General features: G+C 35.2%; 18 protein-coding genes and 1 pseudogene. 1 reads left to right on the top strand and 18 read right to left on the bottom strand.

Features of this window, described 5'->3' with window-relative positions:
- Positions 1-92: 92 nt before the first annotated feature.
- Both E0F91_RS05310 and E0F91_RS05315 read right to left on the bottom strand, forming a co-directional pair.
- Positions 93-374, bottom strand: coding sequence for a TM2 domain-containing protein (locus E0F91_RS05310; protein WP_207919032.1), 282 nt, complete (start codon positions 372-374; stop codon positions 93-95).
- A 456-nt stretch (positions 375-830) separates the two neighbouring features.
- Positions 831-1,769 (bottom strand): annotated as a pseudogene (locus tag E0F91_RS05315) (2-hydroxyacid dehydrogenase); the annotation flags it as partial.
- A 145-nt stretch (positions 1,770-1,914) separates the two neighbouring features.
- Here E0F91_RS05315 and nhaA point away from each other — a divergent pair.
- Positions 1,915-3,078 (top strand): Na+/H+ antiporter NhaA, encoded by a 1,164-nt coding sequence (gene nhaA, locus E0F91_RS05320; protein WP_132065293.1) that lies wholly within the window; start codon positions 1,915-1,917, stop codon positions 3,076-3,078.
- 59 nt (positions 3,079-3,137) lie between these two features.
- On the opposite strand, the gene E0F91_RS05325 is transcribed toward nhaA, so the two are convergent.
- The 16 genes from E0F91_RS05325 to E0F91_RS05400 all read right to left on the bottom strand — a co-directional run bounded on the left by E0F91_RS05325 (position 3,138) and on the right by E0F91_RS05400 (position 15,956).
- Positions 3,138-3,563 (bottom strand): hypothetical protein, encoded by a 426-nt coding sequence (locus E0F91_RS05325; protein ID WP_132065294.1) that lies wholly within the window; start codon positions 3,561-3,563, stop codon positions 3,138-3,140.
- A gap of 77 nt (positions 3,564-3,640) precedes the next feature.
- Entirely contained in the window at positions 3,641-4,237 is a 597-nt protein-coding gene (locus tag E0F91_RS05330; RefSeq protein ID WP_132065295.1) for a hypothetical protein, read from the bottom strand.
- 49 nt (positions 4,238-4,286) lie between these two features.
- Positions 4,287-4,670 (bottom strand): Dabb family protein, encoded by a 384-nt coding sequence (locus E0F91_RS05335; RefSeq protein ID WP_132065296.1) that lies wholly within the window; start codon positions 4,668-4,670, stop codon positions 4,287-4,289.
- Between the two features lie 250 nt (positions 4,671-4,920).
- On the bottom strand, positions 4,921-5,697 hold the full coding sequence (proC, locus tag E0F91_RS05340) for a pyrroline-5-carboxylate reductase (RefSeq protein WP_132065297.1): 777 nt from the start codon (positions 5,695-5,697) through the stop codon (positions 4,921-4,923).
- 204 nt (positions 5,698-5,901) lie between these two features.
- Positions 5,902-7,254, bottom strand: coding sequence for a magnesium transporter (gene mgtE / locus E0F91_RS05345; RefSeq protein ID WP_132065298.1), 1,353 nt, complete (start codon positions 7,252-7,254; stop codon positions 5,902-5,904).
- Positions 7,244-8,023 (bottom strand): 16S rRNA (adenine(1518)-N(6)/adenine(1519)-N(6))-dimethyltransferase RsmA, encoded by a 780-nt coding sequence (rsmA, locus tag E0F91_RS05350; RefSeq protein WP_132065299.1) that lies wholly within the window; start codon positions 8,021-8,023, stop codon positions 7,244-7,246. Before rsmA ends, mgtE begins: the two co-directional genes overlap by 11 nt.
- 41 nt (positions 8,024-8,064) lie before the next feature.
- Positions 8,065-8,544: a nucleotidyl transferase AbiEii/AbiGii toxin family protein gene (locus E0F91_RS05355; RefSeq protein WP_132065300.1), complete on the bottom strand. Its 480-nt coding sequence runs from the start codon at positions 8,542-8,544 to the stop codon at positions 8,065-8,067.
- A 186-nt stretch (positions 8,545-8,730) separates the two neighbouring features.
- Entirely contained in the window at positions 8,731-9,045 is a 315-nt protein-coding gene (locus E0F91_RS05365) for a DUF4286 family protein (RefSeq protein WP_073352377.1), read from the bottom strand.
- Between the two features lie 138 nt (positions 9,046-9,183).
- A complete protein-coding gene (locus tag E0F91_RS05370; protein ID WP_132065302.1) occupies positions 9,184-10,962 on the bottom strand; it encodes a tetratricopeptide repeat protein in 1,779 nt (592 codons plus the stop codon).
- A gap of 124 nt (positions 10,963-11,086) precedes the next feature.
- Positions 11,087-12,358, bottom strand: coding sequence for a serine--tRNA ligase (serS, locus tag E0F91_RS05375; RefSeq protein ID WP_132065303.1), 1,272 nt, complete (start codon positions 12,356-12,358; stop codon positions 11,087-11,089).
- Positions 12,359-12,691: 333 nt separating this feature from the next.
- Positions 12,692-13,231 carry a DMP19 family protein gene (locus E0F91_RS05380; protein WP_132065304.1) on the bottom strand — a complete coding sequence of 180 codons (540 nt, stop codon included), beginning with the start codon at positions 13,229-13,231 and terminating at the stop codon, positions 12,692-12,694.
- A 146-nt stretch (positions 13,232-13,377) separates the two neighbouring features.
- Positions 13,378-13,548 carry a hypothetical protein gene (locus tag E0F91_RS17680; RefSeq protein ID WP_165930091.1) on the bottom strand — a complete coding sequence of 57 codons (171 nt, stop codon included), beginning with the start codon at positions 13,546-13,548 and terminating at the stop codon, positions 13,378-13,380.
- 73 nt (positions 13,549-13,621) lie between these two features.
- Positions 13,622-13,984 (bottom strand): hypothetical protein, encoded by a 363-nt coding sequence (locus tag E0F91_RS05385; RefSeq protein ID WP_132065305.1) that lies wholly within the window; start codon positions 13,982-13,984, stop codon positions 13,622-13,624.
- A 130-nt stretch (positions 13,985-14,114) separates the two neighbouring features.
- Complete coding sequence (locus E0F91_RS05390) at positions 14,115-14,426, bottom strand: hypothetical protein (protein ID WP_132065306.1); 312 nt, start codon at positions 14,424-14,426, stop codon at positions 14,115-14,117.
- Between the two features lie 144 nt (positions 14,427-14,570).
- Positions 14,571-15,278 (bottom strand): hypothetical protein, encoded by a 708-nt coding sequence (locus tag E0F91_RS05395; protein WP_132065307.1) that lies wholly within the window; start codon positions 15,276-15,278, stop codon positions 14,571-14,573.
- A gap of 267 nt (positions 15,279-15,545) precedes the next feature.
- Positions 15,546-15,956 carry a BrxA/BrxB family bacilliredoxin gene (locus E0F91_RS05400; RefSeq protein WP_132065308.1) on the bottom strand — a complete coding sequence of 137 codons (411 nt, stop codon included), beginning with the start codon at positions 15,954-15,956 and terminating at the stop codon, positions 15,546-15,548.
- Positions 15,957-15,987: the final 31 nt, after the last annotated feature.

The raw sequence follows: 15,987 nt of genomic DNA on the forward strand, positions 1-15,987 counted from the left end.
TCCATGTGTTATAATATGACGATGTTAACTGTCTAATTTTTGCTTTATAACCACCGATTGCAAAAGATTAAAAAATCGGGATTTCTTATCTATTAAAACCAACCTTTTTTACCTACTTGATAAGTTTGATAAAACTCCTCATCCGATTTTGTCAGATAAATTATTCCTTCGATAATACCAAATATGTAGGTAACCGTTCCACAAGTACAAAGACTTATCACTAACCAGATAATCCCTTCGGTGGTATATCCCAAAAGAAATTTATGGATTGCTAAAGGGCCCAAAAGTATCGCTAGGATTCCAGCAGGAAGTTTTTTATTGTCTTGACGAACTGGTCGAGGATTATTCCATTCTTCAATTTTTGAATTCTCCATAAATTGTATTTTTAAGGTTATTTTTCGTTGGTTAAAATATAGATTTTATTGAAAAGTAGCATCCATTGGCTCCCAGAGTTCGATCTTATTTCCCTCGACATCCAAAATCCAGCCAAATTTTCCATACTCATAAGTCTGCACATCACCTACAATTGTTACACCCTCATCAGATAATTTTTGCAACAAACGTTCTAAATTCTCCACTCTGAAATTTTGCATGAATGGTCTCTCGCTTGGCGCAAAATAAGTGGTATCGGCTGCAAATGGCGACCATTGCGTAGAACAGTCATTTCCTTCGTTATCTTTCCACCAAAAAGTCGAACCAAAATCATCCGTTTTTAATCCCAAATGTTTTCCATACCAAGCTACCAATTCTTTCGGATTGTTTGATTTAAAAAAGAAACCTCCAATTCCCGTAACCCGTTTTTCCGGTTCAACAGCTTTGGCTTGACCAAAATATTTCATTTTTATTTTATCAACTATGACTTGCGCCAATCGTTCGTGGCTTTCAAATGTCCAACCGGCGATATGTGGCGTCAAAATCACATTCTTAGCCTTCAATAAAAATTGAAAAGCTTCCGGTGTATTTTTATCAGTAAATAGGATTTCGAAAGATAATTTCTCATATTCTAAAACATCTAAACCTGCACCGAGAATTTTACCGGATTGTATAGCCGAAACTAAATCAGCAGTGACAATATTCTTTCCACGAGACGTATTGATGATCCAAAAGGGTTTTGAAAATTCATTGATGAAATCGCTGTCAACCATTTTATCAGTTTCAGGAGTCCACGGAATGTGTAAACTTACTACATCAACTTTTTGCTGAAATTCTGCTAATGAAACCTGTTTTGCATTGGCATCTCCTACATTTTCCTGAATATCATAACACAATACTTCCACATCAAACCCACGGAGTTTTTTAGCAAATGATTTTCCCATATTTCCATAGCCAATAATCCCAACTGTTTTGCCATCCAATTCATGACCACGATTGCTTTCACGATTCCAGTGCCCAGAACGTATCTCGCCATCGGCTTCGTTCAATTTATTGAAAAGAGATAAAATCATTCCCAATGTATGTTCGGCAACGGCATTTCTATTTCCTTCCGGAGCAGCAATAAGTGTAATGTTTTTAGATGCTGCGTAATCGCAATCGATACTTTCTAATCCGGCTCCAATACGCGCAACAAATTGTAAATGAGTGGCTTTGTCCAAAAATTCTTTATCAATCTTAAATCGGCTTCGAATCACAATTCCCTGATAATCCTGAATTTTAGCTTCAATATCTTCTTTTGAAGAGGAAAAATCACTGTGATTTATAAATCCTGATTGTTGCAGTTGATCCCAAAGCAAGGGATGATTACTATCTATGTGAAGAATTTTAATGTCCATAATTGTTCCATTTTTGATGCTTCAAATTAACAAAAAAATTACGGTTTATTGATTTATCGGAGGAAATTAGATCCTAAAATCGTAAATTAGCGTTTTATAATTTTTTATTTTAAATCTTATGTTTAGAATAAATCAAAATCCAAAAATGAAATTAACGAAAACATTTAAAGCTTTTTTTGAAAGCGAAAAATCTGGCGGTCTTTTACTACTTTTTGTCACAATAGTCTCTATTTTATTAGCTAACTCATCCATTCAAACTGAATATATTGCATTTTGGGCAGCAAAATTAGGCAGCCATTCTGTAACAGAATGGATAAACGATGGTTTAATGACAATCTTCTTTCTCTTGATTGGTTTAGAATTGGAGCGAGAGATTTACCAAGGAGAATTATCCAGCATAAAAAACGCGGCATTGCCCATTTTTGGTGCCTTTGGGGGAATGATTTTTCCAGCAGGTATCTTTTTAATATTGAATTTTGGCACAGTTACACAAAATGGTGCTGGAATCCCAATGGCAACTGATATCGCATTTGCTATTGGTATTTTATCATTGTTAGGAAATCGCGTCCCTACTTCACTTAAAGTATTCCTAACTGCGCTTGCCGTAATCGATGATTTAGGTGCCATTATGGTCATTGCCATATTTTATACAGAGTCAATCGATTACATGAATTTGTTTATTGCTTTTGCCATTATGGGTGGCTTATTCATTCTCAATAGACGAAAAGTCCACACGCTTTTCCCGTATTTGCTTGGTGGTGCTGGAATGTGGTATTTTATGCTGAATTCTGGGGTTCACGCCACTATAACCGGAGTCTTGCTTGCCTTTGTAATTCCTTTTGGGAACGGAGGTAAGAAAACATCTTCGTATAAATTGCAGCATTTTTTACATAACCCAGTTGCCTTTTTTATTCTTCCTTTATTTGCAATAGCCAATACAGGGATAGCAATTGGCGGTGAATGGTACGAAGGATTAAATCACCCCAACACGATTGGAATTATGCTAGGTCTCGTAGTGGGAAAACCATTAGGGATTTGGCTCTTCTCATTCCTAGCAGTGAGTTTAGGGATTTGTACCTTGCCTAGAGATTTAAAATGGAGCAGTATATTAGGTGCAGGAATGCTGGGAGGAATAGGGTTTACGATGTCAATTTTTATTACGCTACTGGCTTTTAAAAATGATGGTGAGGAAGTAATCACCTACTCTAAAATTGCCATTCTAGTCGCTTCATTTATTGCTGGAACACTTGGTTTTTTATGGTTAAAGTTCACCTTAAAACCCGCAAGAATAAAAAAACAGACCAACTAAAAGATTTCATTTACTTAAAAAGCCTCGCTCACAATTGTAAGCGAGGCTTTTTAGTTATTCTAATATTTTGGACTCGTTTGCGTTAAGAGGAAACTGCCTTTGAAATTAGATTTCTTGATAGCGATTAAAAATAAGAGTGGCACCAAACTCATAAGTGAAAAACCGCGATTTACTATTATTTGTATAATTAAGCTACTGAAAACAATTGCTAAAAAAACACCTAAAACTAGTTTGTATGACAGAACTGGCTTTACTGTGATAACCATTACTTTCCCTTTGATTAATTTGACTTCTTGTGTTTCATTACTTGTAGCATCGTTTACAAAAACACTATGTATCCCGGGAGCAAGTAAAAACTCTTTACGATTATTTTCATAGTTCAACTCACATTCAACTGCATTTGAAATTTTAATTGTATACTTATTAGATTTATTATAAAATCCACTACTTCTTGACATTCTAACTATAATTGTACCTTGATTCATAAGTAAATGGATTAACTGATTAGTATGATGATAAGTACTTCAGTATTAGTTTTCGTTATAATTTCAAAATACTTATTCTAAAAAGTATATCCAATTGATAGCTGTAAATGGATTATATATTGGTTTCTATTATAGTCCTCATCCACATTTGTCGCATTACCGTTAAAAGAATTCTCCTTTAAATATACTACACGATAGCCAACTCCTACAGCAGTTTCATACGTAAAATGAGCACCTATTTGACGTTTCAATCCCCAAGTAGGGACTATCGCTAAATCAGCTGTTTTAGTTATAGCATCGTCTAAATTAATCACAAACCAATCTGGATGATAACTAGTTCTAACCGAAACATAATTACCGCTGTTATTATTTATTTTTTTACCGTTGGAGTTCCTTTTTTCCAAATTATAATAATATCTTGGTTCTAAGGATACTATGGGTTGCAAAATAAAACCTGCACCTTCATAATGAGTTCCTACTGTAAAATCATTTTCAAGACCAATTTCACTTCTCAAAGCAATGCTATTAGTCAACTTCGTTTCATTATTCAACCAAATCCCTACACGTGTTCCAAGCCCGGCTTGGATTCCAAAAATGGATTTTTCAACACTTACATCTTGAGCATTTACATTTAGATTAAATACTAAGATTAGAATTACTGCTACTTTTTTCATGTCCAATTCTCTTATTTTTTAATATTTAGATTTTCTACTGACTTAATTTTTACTTTGTAGTCCAATAATCTACTACAGTTACTTTATCTGGAGCCGGATTCAAAAGAGCTACAAAAGCTTTATGATCGGGATGTGTAAGATAAGCATCTCTATCTGCCTCGCTGTTGAATGTGATTGTAAAACAGTGCGTCAATCCGTTACTTAGGTTTTCAGGACTGTTATTGACTCCCCATTCAAAAGCCTGAATAAGTTCTATTTTATGTTCTAAATTCCTGAAAGCAGTCACCACCTTGTCAATAGTTGCTAGCTTCGTTCCTTCTTTCCATCCAAACAATACGACATGACGGAGTTGTGGTTTATGTGGTTCTTGTTGCGCCTGTACTTCATAGCTGCTTGATAATAAAATTAGCCACAGCAAAACTACTTTTTTCATCTTTTTTTTTCCAAATATACTACATTAATTCATCTTTTTTGTCCCCCCTCATTTGTACCAAGAGTTCCTGTTAAAAATAAAAGACAACGGTACCTCATCGTTTCGCAACACCTATCACACTTGTTAGGAAGAAAGCAGTAGCTACCCCTCAAACCGGAACGACCTGCCCCACAGCATATCAAAAAAAAGCCCTCTCAACACTTTCGCAAAGAAGGCCTTTTTTATGAGGATGGGTTACTATATGTGGATTTTATCCCTTGATTTGTTTCAATGAAGTTTTGATTCCTCTTATCAAAGACGAACTGAATCCATGCATTTCCATTTCGTTCAATCCAGCTATGGTGCAGCCTTGTGGCGTAGTTACACGGTCAATTAATTGTTCTGGATGTACCTTTTCTTCGAGTAGCATTTCGGCAGCGCCTTTCACGGTTTGTGCTGAAATGGCTAATGCGGTCTGCCAGTCAAAACCTATTTCGATACCGGCTTGCATCGATGCGCGAATGTATCGCAACGCAAAAGCAGTTCCGCTTGCCGCCAAAACGGTTGCCGCATCCATTAATTTTTCGTCAATAATAGGAGCAGTTCCTAAGCTCTGAAAAAGAGAAACGACATCTTGTGCTTTATCTTTGTCTTTTTCGTGAAATGCAATACAGGTGGCTGATGCGCCAAACTGTGCTGCAATATTAGGCATGATTCGGATCGCACTATTAGCCGTACCGATTTTGTTTTGTAAATTTTCTATGGACAATCCACTCACTGCCGAAGCGATGATTTTATTGGAAATTACAGGAAGGATTTCGGCTAAAACGGTATCTACTTGGTAGGGTTTTATTGTTAAAATAATAACATCAGCTTCCTGAATCTGATGAATATTATTAGTGGAAACTGTTGCTCCTAATTTTTCAAGATACAGAATACTGGAGGTATTTCTTCGGGTTATAGTAACTTGATTTTCTGGTGAAAATTTTGATAATCCTAATGCGATAGAAACACCTAAGTTTCCTCCGCCAATGATGTGTACTTTCATGCTGGTTGTGGTTTTTCCTCTCCACTCCTACTCTCTAATATTCTGGAAAATTCTCCAAAAGATAATGATTCGTAAAGGAAAAGTGTTGGTTGTGTAGTTATAGTTGTATTAGCTTGTCGTTTAATTCCCTCTCAATATTCTATTCTCTTTATTATTTTCTCTATATTCTTGCCTCTTCCCTCTATTTTTATATTCTATTCTCTCTTAAAACCCTAAAATCATCTTGGCAATCGAAAAATAAATCAAAATTCCGCAAATATCATTACTGGTTGTAATAAACGGTCCGGTTGCCAATGCGGGATCAATGCCAAATTTATCTAGCAATAACGGAACAAAAGTTCCTATTAATGAAGCAATAATAATTACCGACATCAATGCTACGGTAACAATTACGCCTATGATGATTTCAACATCCAACAGGAAATGGCTTCCTAAAAATAATATCGTAGCCAGAATCACTCCGTTTAACAAACTCAATGACACTTCCTTTAACAATCTATTAAACAAAGAGCCGCTCAAGGTATTATTAGCCAAACCCTGAACAATAATTGCCGAGGATTGTACGCCAACATTTCCTGCCATGGCGGCAATCAATGGCGTGAAAAAGAACAAATTTCCATGTTCAAGCATCGCTCCTTCAAATAACCCAAGCACTTTTACAGAGATAAATCCCCCCAAAAGAGCCAAAACCAGCCATGGCAAACGTGCTTTTGTATGTTCAAATATGCTGTCATCCGCTTCTACGTCCTGCGAAATACCTGCTGCCAACTGGTAATCCTCATCGGCCTCGTCCTTGATTACATCTACAATGTCATCAATGGTGATTCGCCCTACTAGTCTTCCTAATTCATCTACAACTGGAATGGCTTCTAAATCGTATTTTTGCATTATTCTGGCCACCTCAACATCTTCAGTATCTACTTTTACCGAGTTCAATTTCCTAATATAAACATCGTTAATAGGCGTTCTGGAAGAAGTAGTCAATAAATCCTTGAGCGACAAACGTCCTTTGAGTCGGTCTTCATCATCCACCACATAAATCGAATGGACTCTGGAAATATTTTCGGCCTGAATGCGCATTTCTTTGACGCAAGTAAGCACATTCCAATTTTCATTGACTTTAACTAATTCCTTATGCATGATTCCACCAGCAGTATCTTCGTCATAACGCAATAAGTCAACGATATCTTTGGCGTGCTCCACATCCTGAAGTTCTGATATTACTTCGGCTTTCAAATCTTGTGAAAGCTCGGCAATAATATCAGCTGCATCATTGGTTTCCAACTCATCTAACTCTTCCGCAATCTCTTTTGGCGAAAGCCTGCTTAATATATTTTCACGCAAATCATCCTCTAATTCTAGAAGAATTTCAGCGGTTTTTTCACTGTCTAAAACTTTAAAAATATAGGTCGCTTCATTAAAATCAAGCTCATCTAGAATTTCAGCAATATCAGCGTGGTGCATATCATTCAACAAAACTTCCAGTTGCTGGTCGTTTTTGTTTTGAATGAGTTGCTCTAATTCCTGAATTAATTCTTTGCTGATTTTAAACTCCATCGGCTTCTATTTTTTGGGTAAGTTCAATGAACTGTTCTACATTTAATTGTTCTGGTCGAAGATTGAAAACTTCATCTTCTCTCAAACTATCGGACAAATTTAAGGTTTTTAAACTGTTTCGTAACGTTTTGCGTCGTTGTTGAAAAGCAGTTTTTACTACAGTAAAAAACAACTTTTCGCCGCAAGGCAAACTATAATCTTTCTTCCTACGTAAACGTAAAACTCCCGATTTTACTTTTGGTGGCGGAATAAAAACATTTTCATCTACCGTAAATAAATACTCCGCATCGTAAAAGGCTTGAACCAAAACCGATAGAATTCCATAGGCTTTTGTTCCTTTTTTTTCACAAATTCGTTGCGCTACTTCTTTCTGGAACATTCCGGCAAATTCGGGAATCTGATCACGGTATTCCAAAGTCCTAAATACAATTTGAGTCGAAATATTATACGGGAAATTCCCAATGATAGCGAATTGCTTTCCTTCGAATATCTCGTTGATGTTATACCTTAAGAAATCTTTAGAAATGATTTTGTCTTTTAATTTTGGATAATTTTCGTCTAAATACGTCACTGATTCCGTATCGATTTCAATAACGTAGGTATTCACCGGTTTATCCAATAAATATTTTGTCAAAACGCCCATTCCCGGACCTATCTCTAGTACATCATCATATCCTTCTAAGTTCAACGTGTCGGCAATGTCTTTTGCAATGCTTTCATCTTTCAAGAAATGTTGTCCGAGGTGTTTTTTGGCTTTTACTTTTTCCATTTTTATGCTGAATACTTTCCAGTATTTTTTATTACCCTAATTTATTGATTTTTGTTTATTTCTCGCAATTGCTGAATATCCAATAAATCCTTAGGCCTGTTTGCTTTAATTTTGCTTGTTATTAAATCCTCTAATGACAGTACATTCCATTTTAAAAAGAGAGTGTCCTTCACTTGTACTTCTTCACTACTTTCAAACGCTTCTGCAAAAGTTTTATTTACAGAAAATTTTGTGATTAATTCTAAATCTAAGTCTACCGGAGAGAATTTAACGGATATATTTTGTTCTTGTTTTTTTACATTTTCGGGGAAATCATCAATTTCATATCCCATTTCATTAAAAACGGATACTAATTTTTTAAAGTTTTCATCCGTGGTCTCTATCCAAAAATCGACATCTGCTGAATGACGCTGGTATCCATGAAAATTTACTGCTCCTCCGCCAACCATCAACATTCTGAAATTATGTTTATTGGCAATAGAAATGAATTGACTAATATTTTCTTCCCATTTTTGAAACATCTCAGCTTGATTTTATTTGAATAATAAAATTCGAATTTGTGTCGTTTTTATGCTTCATAGGAAATTGATTAACCTTCTCCATCAAACGCAAAAATTGATAAAAACGTTCTACTTTGGACAATTTCAAAAAATCCTCCAATTGCTTTCTGTTGCTTTCCTCTTTGGTTTGAAAATGGATTTCCATGGCTATTTATAATCTGCAATCAGTTCTAATTCTGTTCTAAAAGCTAGCATTTTATCTCCAAATAATTTTAATCCTTCTTCACGAAAACCTGGAGCATCTTCCTGATAATATTTCTCCAAAGTTTCCTTGCTATCCGTCGTGTATTGAACAGAATAGGTTACTCCGCCCATTTCTTCTTCAATTAAAACCCGTACCATTCTTGCAGCAGAGAATTTTCCTGTAGCCAGAATTTCAGGAATGTGCTTGTGTTGCATCCAAATCATCCATTGATCGTGAACACTTTCGTGTATGTTTGTAGTAACGTTGTATAGTATCATATCAGCCCCCTAACCCCCAAAGGGGGAATCCTACTAGGGGTAAGTAGGGTTAAAAAAGTCATTAATTTATATACCATTCGCTATAATTATAGCAAAAATTCATTGTTTATAGTGTTCCTTTAATTCCCCCTTCGGGAGTTAGGGGGCTATCGTATCTCCCCGCAACTGCCTGAATTTCTTCCTAGCTTCCACAAAATAAATACTGTCCTGATGATTGAACAATATCTTTTCATACAGCGGTTTCGCTTTTTCAGGAATTAATTGCTTGTTATAAATTTCTGCCGAAAAATACAGCGCCTCATCTATATAAATTCCGTCGCTATGTTGGTCGATGATCGTTTGGTATTGGCTTAAAGCCAAAGCAAAATCACCTTTCTTTTCGTATATTTTGCCCAATCGCAACAGCGTCACAGCCTCAATTTCTTGTCCTTTATGATTTTTTAAAATCGACTGAAACTGCGTTATCGCTTCCTGATTTCGGTTTTGATACAACAGATAATCTCCTTTTGCAAATTGCTTCAAAGCTGTTTGCGTGGAATCGGCAACCGTATTATCGTTGATTAATAGAAAATATTCCAAAGCATCATTCGCAATCAATTGCGTATTTGCTGACTTCAATTCCTTGAATTGTTTCAAAGCCCATTCAAAATCAGTTTTGAAATAACTTGTTTTTGCGGCTTTCAAAGTCGCTTCATGTGCCATTACATCATTCTTCAAATCCAATTCAATCTGCGAATAATAAATCAAAGCTTGATTGAATTTCTCTTCATACAGCAAAATATCTGCCAGTTCCATTTTGGCATTAGCCACTTCATAATCATTCAATTGCAATTCCAGTGCTCTCTTGACTATTGCCTTTCCTTCTTCTGGTTTTTTTAATTTAAAAGCTGTGAAATGTGCCTGAATCAGCTGCAAAGATAAGGTAAAAGGAGTTATTTCAAATTGTTTCAACAAATCGTCTAATTCCGTGCTGATAGCTGTAAAGTCTTTTTCAGTGGCTTTTTCAATTTTCATCGTAAGCAAATACGAGTTTGCTTGAATCTTGAGTTCTAAATCTTGCGTGTTTTCCAACACAAAGCCTAAAATTTCTTTAGCCGCTTCTTCATTCTCTTCGTCAATCGCCAGTTGAGCTAAATTCACAATATTCACAAGCGTTTCTGGATTGCGTCTGTAAATGGCTTTTTCCTGAATAAATGCTTTTTCTAACTCTTTTTGCTGTACATAAAACCAACTCAAATAATGGTTCCAAAAAATATCTTGATTTTTCTGAGTCCTCAAAATTAATGCTTTGCGTAATAGTTCATTGAAATTTGCATCGCCTTCGTCAACCATAAAACGAACCAGCTGATTTTGGATTCTAATGGAGTTTTGTGGATTCGCAAACGCTTCATCCAAAAAGGTGGAAATCATCATTTCCAAATTAGACAATTGACCGTATAGCAACCCTATTTGATAATTGAAATTAAAATTTGCTTCTAGTTCTGTAGCGGTTTGGTAGGATTTCAACGCATAATCGAGCAATACTTTTCGCTCAAAAGCATTTGAAATTCCATAGACTTCATTTGGATTTTTTTTGATTCGGTCCAATGCCTGATCATAATGCATCTTGGCTTTATCATCCTTTTTTTGCAACTGAAAATTATACCCCAATTCTACCAGAAGATTTCCTTGATTGTATTTTTCAATCCGTTGTTGAATTGCTTTTTCGGCACTTTCAAATTGTTGTAATTGCTGAGAACAATCAATTATTCTTAAAAAATACTGTGAGTTTAACGGAATCTCTTTCAGCAACTCTTCATAGCTGATTTTTGCTTTTTCAAAATCACCTTTATCGTAATAATACTGTGCTAACTGCTCGTTTTGCGAAAAACAAACCAATGAAAAAAACAAAGTAATATGTAGAAAGAGTTTTTTCATTGTTAAGTGCAGTTTGTTCCGTCAAACATCTATATTTTTTTTAAACATATAAGTCATATTAAGGCTTGCGTCGCTTTCGATTTTAAACTTTGCAAAAACTGATATGACTTATATGTTAAAATTTTTAGTTTATAATATCAAACCCACAGTACGGACGCAATACTTCTGGAATTACGATTCCTTCCGGAGTTTGGTAGTTTTCTAATATTCCGGCCAAAACTCTTGGTAAAGCCAATGCACTTCCATTTAAAGTGTGTGCCAATTGGTTTTTTCCGTCCTTGTCTTTGAAACGCAATTTCAAACGATTCGCTTGAAAAGTCTCAAAATTAGAAACCGAACTGATTTCCAACCAACGGTCTTGCGCCGTAGAAAACACTTCGAAATCATACGTCAAAGCCGATGTGAATCCCATATCGCCGCCGCAAAGACGTAAAACTCGGTACGGTAATTTTAATTCTCTTAAAATGTCTTTTACATGTTCTACCATTCCGTCAAGCGCTTCATATGATTTATCTGGATGTTCTACACGCACAATTTCCACTTTGTCAAATTGATGCAAACGGTTCAATCCGCGAACGTGCGCACCATAAGAACCTGCTTCACGTCGGAAACATGGCGTGTAAGCCGTAGTTAAAACGGGCAATTCATTTTCGTTCAAAATCACATCACGAAATAAGTTGGTTACGGGAACCTCCGCCGTTGGAATTAAATATAAATCATCAGTTTTATCATGGTACATTTGTCCTTCTTTGTCGGGCAATTGTCCTGTTCCATAAGCAGATGCTTCGTTTACCATGTGCGGCACCTGAACTTCATTGTAACCTGCAGCTGTATTTTTATCCAAGAAATAATTGATCAAAGCGCGTTGTAATCTCGCCCCTTTTCCTTTATAAACCGGGAATCCTGCTCCAGTGATTTTTACACCCAATTCAAAGTCGATGATGTCGTATTTTTTTACTAATTCCCAATGTGGTTGCGCTCCTTCGTGCAAAACTGGAATTTCACCTTCTTCAAAAACGTTTAAGTTTTCCTCCGGTGTTTTCCCAACAGGAACGATATCCGCAGGCAGATTGGGTAATGTATATAATTTTTCTAAAAGTTCAGCGGCAAGTACATCAGCCGTTTCTGCTAACGCTTTGCTTTTCTCTTTGTTTAGAACTGTTTTTTCTTTTAATATAGCGGCTTTCAATTTCTCTCCGGATTTCATCAATTCGCCAATGTCTTTGGATAATTTATTAGATTCGGATAAAATGTTGTCCAATTCTACTTGCGTAGCGCGACGTTTTTCATCCAGTTGTACCACTTCTTCAACAACACTTGTAGCATCGATGTTTCTCTTTGCTAAAGCGTTGATTACTTTTTCTTGATTCTCTCTAATAAATGCGATTTGTAACATAGCTTGATTTTTTTAACGCTAACTTTTATAATATTGGAAGCAAATTTAAGGAAATGTTTGGGACTTACGTGGGAAAGTCATGAGGAAAAACGATTTACTGAGTCTGTAAAAAACTATTTCACAAAGATGCACAAAGCAGACACAGAGATTCACGAAGTTTAACTTTAAAATTCTTTAAGCGACTTGTGAAAAATCTACTTCGCAAAGAGCCACAAGAAGGATGCAGCGATTCACGAAGTTCAAAAAAAGAACAAGATAGTTTGCCTTTCTAATCTTTGCGAGTCGCTGTGTTTTTTTCTTTGTGTCTCTGCGGAATAGCTTTACTCAAGCAACTTACTCTCTTTTAATCTCATGTCCCACAAATTCTTCCAAAACTGCAAACATATCATCTACAGAAAGCACTTCGAGATCGGGATGGGTTTTTAAGAAATTAGCATTCAAATTTACCAGGTTTTCTTCCAGTTCAAAAAAAGTATCGGTATTGAGCAAATCTCTAATCGGGTTTACGCCTTCGAGTTTTCCTTTGAAGAATTTTTCTCTTTTTACACTGCTCATTAATTTTACTTTTTTGGATTGTTGTTGGAACAATTCCAAATGCTTTTCGGCGCCAATTAATGCCAAACCTTCTTCGATTAGCTCATTTAATTCGGTATTCCAACCGGAATTATACACAAACTGCGCAAAATTGCCTTCGGTACATTGGGAAGTGTAATAATCTAAATAATAACTCATCAACGCATCTTCGTGAATCAAATCATCATCAATTTTTTCCTCACGCATCAGGTTAATCACCGAAATATTAGAGTTGATTACGTCTTGTGGGTTTTCGCTATTTGCTGCGGTTTCTGAAATTATGATTCTACCGAATTCCATGGATTTTTGTTTAAGGAGTTTGGTGGCAAATTTCGTTTTTTTTGCCACAGATTACACGGATTAAAACGGATTTTTTTTGGAGTCGTGTTTTATGGAAATATTTTTTAACCGCAGATTTCACAAATTAACACTAACTCTTTTCAAATTTATCCGGCATCAGGTTCGTCACTACTCTTTTTCTGATTCATTTTAGTAACCAAAGCTTTTAAACGTGCTGCTTTTTCTTTTTTCTCTTCTTGTAGTTTCGTCTTTTTACGATTGAGCAATTTAGTGTGTAAAGCCTTGTTTTTAGTATTTTTTTCGGGTCCTTTAGGCATGACTTATAATCTTCTTTGATTTTATTTACAAATATAAAAAAAGGAACGATGTTCTGCTGTAAACTTTAAAAAGCTATTCCGAAAACCTTCTGTTTTCCATTTTTTGGCTAAAAAAATAAGCAAACCCTCCTAAAAAATAGAGAATTACATCAATCCAATCTGCCGTATATCTTGGATTTACTCTAGGAAGATAATATTCAAAATAAAAAGAATAACAGCACGCTAAAAAAAGAATAAAAGCAATGGGTAATTTAAACGTGCTGTCTTTTTTTAATCGTCGGATTACATATTCAATTGCGCCAAGTAGTAGCGGAAGATACAGAAAATCATTGACATAATTATTGACCACCGCAGGCAATGGCAAATGAAACCGTTGCCTGATATAAATTATCAAAGCGATAATGAAAAGGACACTATAAATTAACTTTCTAAACATAAAAACTACTAGCTATTCAAGCTGAACTACCCGATACAGTTACTACGAACAAAAACACCACTTTAGTCACCAATACTCTTCCTCCTTACATTTATAAAAATCACTGAAGGTAGTTAGTTCCATATTTTATTCAACCAGCTGCTGCTGCGGTAACTGCTGCAATAATTCCTCCAATAACAACGGCAAGGAATAGCCAGATGGAGTAAACGGCTTGAAAAAAAAATCGCACCACGCTATTTGAGTGCCCTAATCCTTTGTCAAAAAACACTTCGATTTTACTTGGAACTTTACTTTTTTCCTCTTCTACTTTCTCTTTAATTGCATCTTCGCTTTCTAATTGACGCTTTAAAACTATATTGATAATCTCACCACAATTACTGCAGTAATCTCTGTCTACGTTTATAGTGTTGCACGCTAAACATTTTACATACGATTTACTCATCAGACTTTTTTTTAACCATGATTGTTGACTTTATTAAAGACAGATCCATTTTTGCTGCAATTAGTTTTCAAGATAATTATTACCAAATTACTTCTGAAATAGTATCAACTAATTTCACAAAAAGAGAACTGGTTTAATACTCATTCAATAATACTCAAATTCATATTTATTCCTTTCCATATCCCCAAAATCAAAATTAATTTTATTTTTAATCGCCTTCTTTTGGAGCTTATTGTACTTGTAAGAAAGAATCGTATCGTTGTTATAAGTCCCTTTCAATTCTCTTGAATATCCCTTTTTTGTATATTTATAAATTTCAATAAATGGCTTTTTAAAATCTGGACTACTAGAAATTATTTTTATTTTTCTTCTTAACTTATCGTAATAAATAGTATCTATATATACTCTTGCCTCGCCATAGTCCGGCTGCTTTGAAGAAATCATTCCCCATGTCATTGTTTTTTCAACTTCTAAATCCTTAAAATAGTGATTCTCTCGAATAAATCGTACGGCTGAATCTTCCTCAAATTTAGTTTCTGCTATTAGTCTATTATTAATATCGTATTCGTATTTTGAAAACTGCCGCAGAACACAAGTATCTTCTTTTTGAAAATAATCACAATCAATTTCTAAAACTTTCAACCCGTTTTTATACTCTGACTTAGTAATTCGATTAGATCTTTCATTTCCAAAATTTTGTTCTAAAAGTTTATTTCCTTCCTTATCAAACGCTACAATTCTGTTTTTACTGAGGATACCATCTTGGTTAGAAAATTCAGTTATTGATTTAATTTTGGAAGAACAACCTAATAGAACAGATAAAAAAATTAATAAAATTATATTTTTTCTCATAACTTGAATTTTAGCCATCAATCAAATATAAGTAATTATTTACGTAAAAGACAGTTTCATAATCTGAATTTAATAGCCCAGATAGAAGTGTGAATCCTTTTGCACCAGCGTTCGGTACAAAAGGTTGTAATTTCGTCTTTAAAACGAGGCGGGAAATAGCTTCAAATAAAAAACCGCAGTTTACAAATTTTAAAATCTGTAAACTTGCGGTTATAATGGTTGCACCGTAGCGCACTATTTGTGCCCTATTGTAGTTAAACAATAGTCTTAGCAGTACTCGTTGAAAGCATCTTTCAAGTTTTCGGCAATTAGCTCTGCTGGACGACCTTCAATGTGGTGACGCTCTAACATGTGTACTAATTCTCCGTTTTTGAACAAAGCCATAGCGGGTGATGATGGAGGGAAAGGGAACATGTGTTGTCTGGCTGCATCAACAGCATCTTTGTCAACTCCTGCAAAAACCGTGATTAAATGGTCTGGTTTTTTACCCCCTTCTAAACTCATTTTTGCTCCTGGACGTGCGTTTCTTGCAGCACATCCGCAAACTGAATTAACAACCACTAGAGTTGTACCTTCTAATTTCATTGCATTTTCTACTGCCTCAGCACTATGTAAATCTTGAAAACCTGCAGCCGTTAATTCCGCTTGCATTGGTTTTACCATTTCTTCTGGATACATATCTTTTTTATTTTAAATAAATACTATTTTG

The organism is Flavobacterium sandaracinum (assembly GCF_004349135.1).
Taxonomy (GTDB): domain Bacteria; phylum Bacteroidota; class Bacteroidia; order Flavobacteriales; family Flavobacteriaceae; genus Flavobacterium; species Flavobacterium sandaracinum.

Bases quoted from the DNA above. Each gene is read 5' to 3' on its own strand.
- E0F91_RS05310 (WP_207919032.1), bottom strand. From the start codon at position 374: ATGGAGAATTCAAAAATTGAAGAATGGAATAATCCTCGACCAGTTCGT.
- nhaA (WP_132065293.1), top strand. From the start codon at position 1,915: ATGAAATTAACGAAAACATTTAAAGCTTTTTTTGAAAGCGAAAAATCT.
- E0F91_RS05325 (WP_132065294.1), bottom strand. From the start codon at position 3,563: ATGAATCAAGGTACAATTATAGTTAGAATGTCAAGAAGTAGTGGATTT.
- E0F91_RS05330 (WP_132065295.1), bottom strand. From the start codon at position 4,237: ATGAAAAAAGTAGCAGTAATTCTAATCTTAGTATTTAATCTAAATGTA.
- E0F91_RS05335 (WP_132065296.1), bottom strand. From the start codon at position 4,670: ATGAAAAAAGTAGTTTTGCTGTGGCTAATTTTATTATCAAGCAGCTAT.
- proC (WP_132065297.1), bottom strand. From the start codon at position 5,697: ATGAAAGTACACATCATTGGCGGAGGAAACTTAGGTGTTTCTATCGCA.
- mgtE (WP_132065298.1), bottom strand. From the start codon at position 7,254: ATGGAGTTTAAAATCAGCAAAGAATTAATTCAGGAATTAGAGCAACTC.
- rsmA (WP_132065299.1), bottom strand. From the start codon at position 8,023: ATGGAAAAAGTAAAAGCCAAAAAACACCTCGGACAACATTTCTTGAAA.
- E0F91_RS05355 (WP_132065300.1), bottom strand. From the start codon at position 8,544: ATGTTTCAAAAATGGGAAGAAAATATTAGTCAATTCATTTCTATTGCC.
- E0F91_RS05365 (WP_073352377.1), bottom strand. From the start codon at position 9,045: ATGATACTATACAACGTTACTACAAACATACACGAAAGTGTTCACGAT.
- E0F91_RS05370 (WP_132065302.1), bottom strand. From the start codon at position 10,962: ATGAAAAAACTCTTTCTACATATTACTTTGTTTTTTTCATTGGTTTGT.
- serS (WP_132065303.1), bottom strand. From the start codon at position 12,358: ATGTTACAAATCGCATTTATTAGAGAGAATCAAGAAAAAGTAATCAAC.
- E0F91_RS05380 (WP_132065304.1), bottom strand. From the start codon at position 13,231: ATGGAATTCGGTAGAATCATAATTTCAGAAACCGCAGCAAATAGCGAA.
- E0F91_RS17680 (WP_165930091.1), bottom strand. From the start codon at position 13,548: ATGCCTAAAGGACCCGAAAAAAATACTAAAAACAAGGCTTTACACACT.
- E0F91_RS05385 (WP_132065305.1), bottom strand. From the start codon at position 13,984: ATGTTTAGAAAGTTAATTTATAGTGTCCTTTTCATTATCGCTTTGATA.
- E0F91_RS05390 (WP_132065306.1), bottom strand. From the start codon at position 14,426: ATGAGTAAATCGTATGTAAAATGTTTAGCGTGCAACACTATAAACGTA.
- E0F91_RS05395 (WP_132065307.1), bottom strand. From the start codon at position 15,278: ATGAGAAAAAATATAATTTTATTAATTTTTTTATCTGTTCTATTAGGT.
- E0F91_RS05400 (WP_132065308.1), bottom strand. From the start codon at position 15,956: ATGTATCCAGAAGAAATGGTAAAACCAATGCAAGCGGAATTAACGGCT.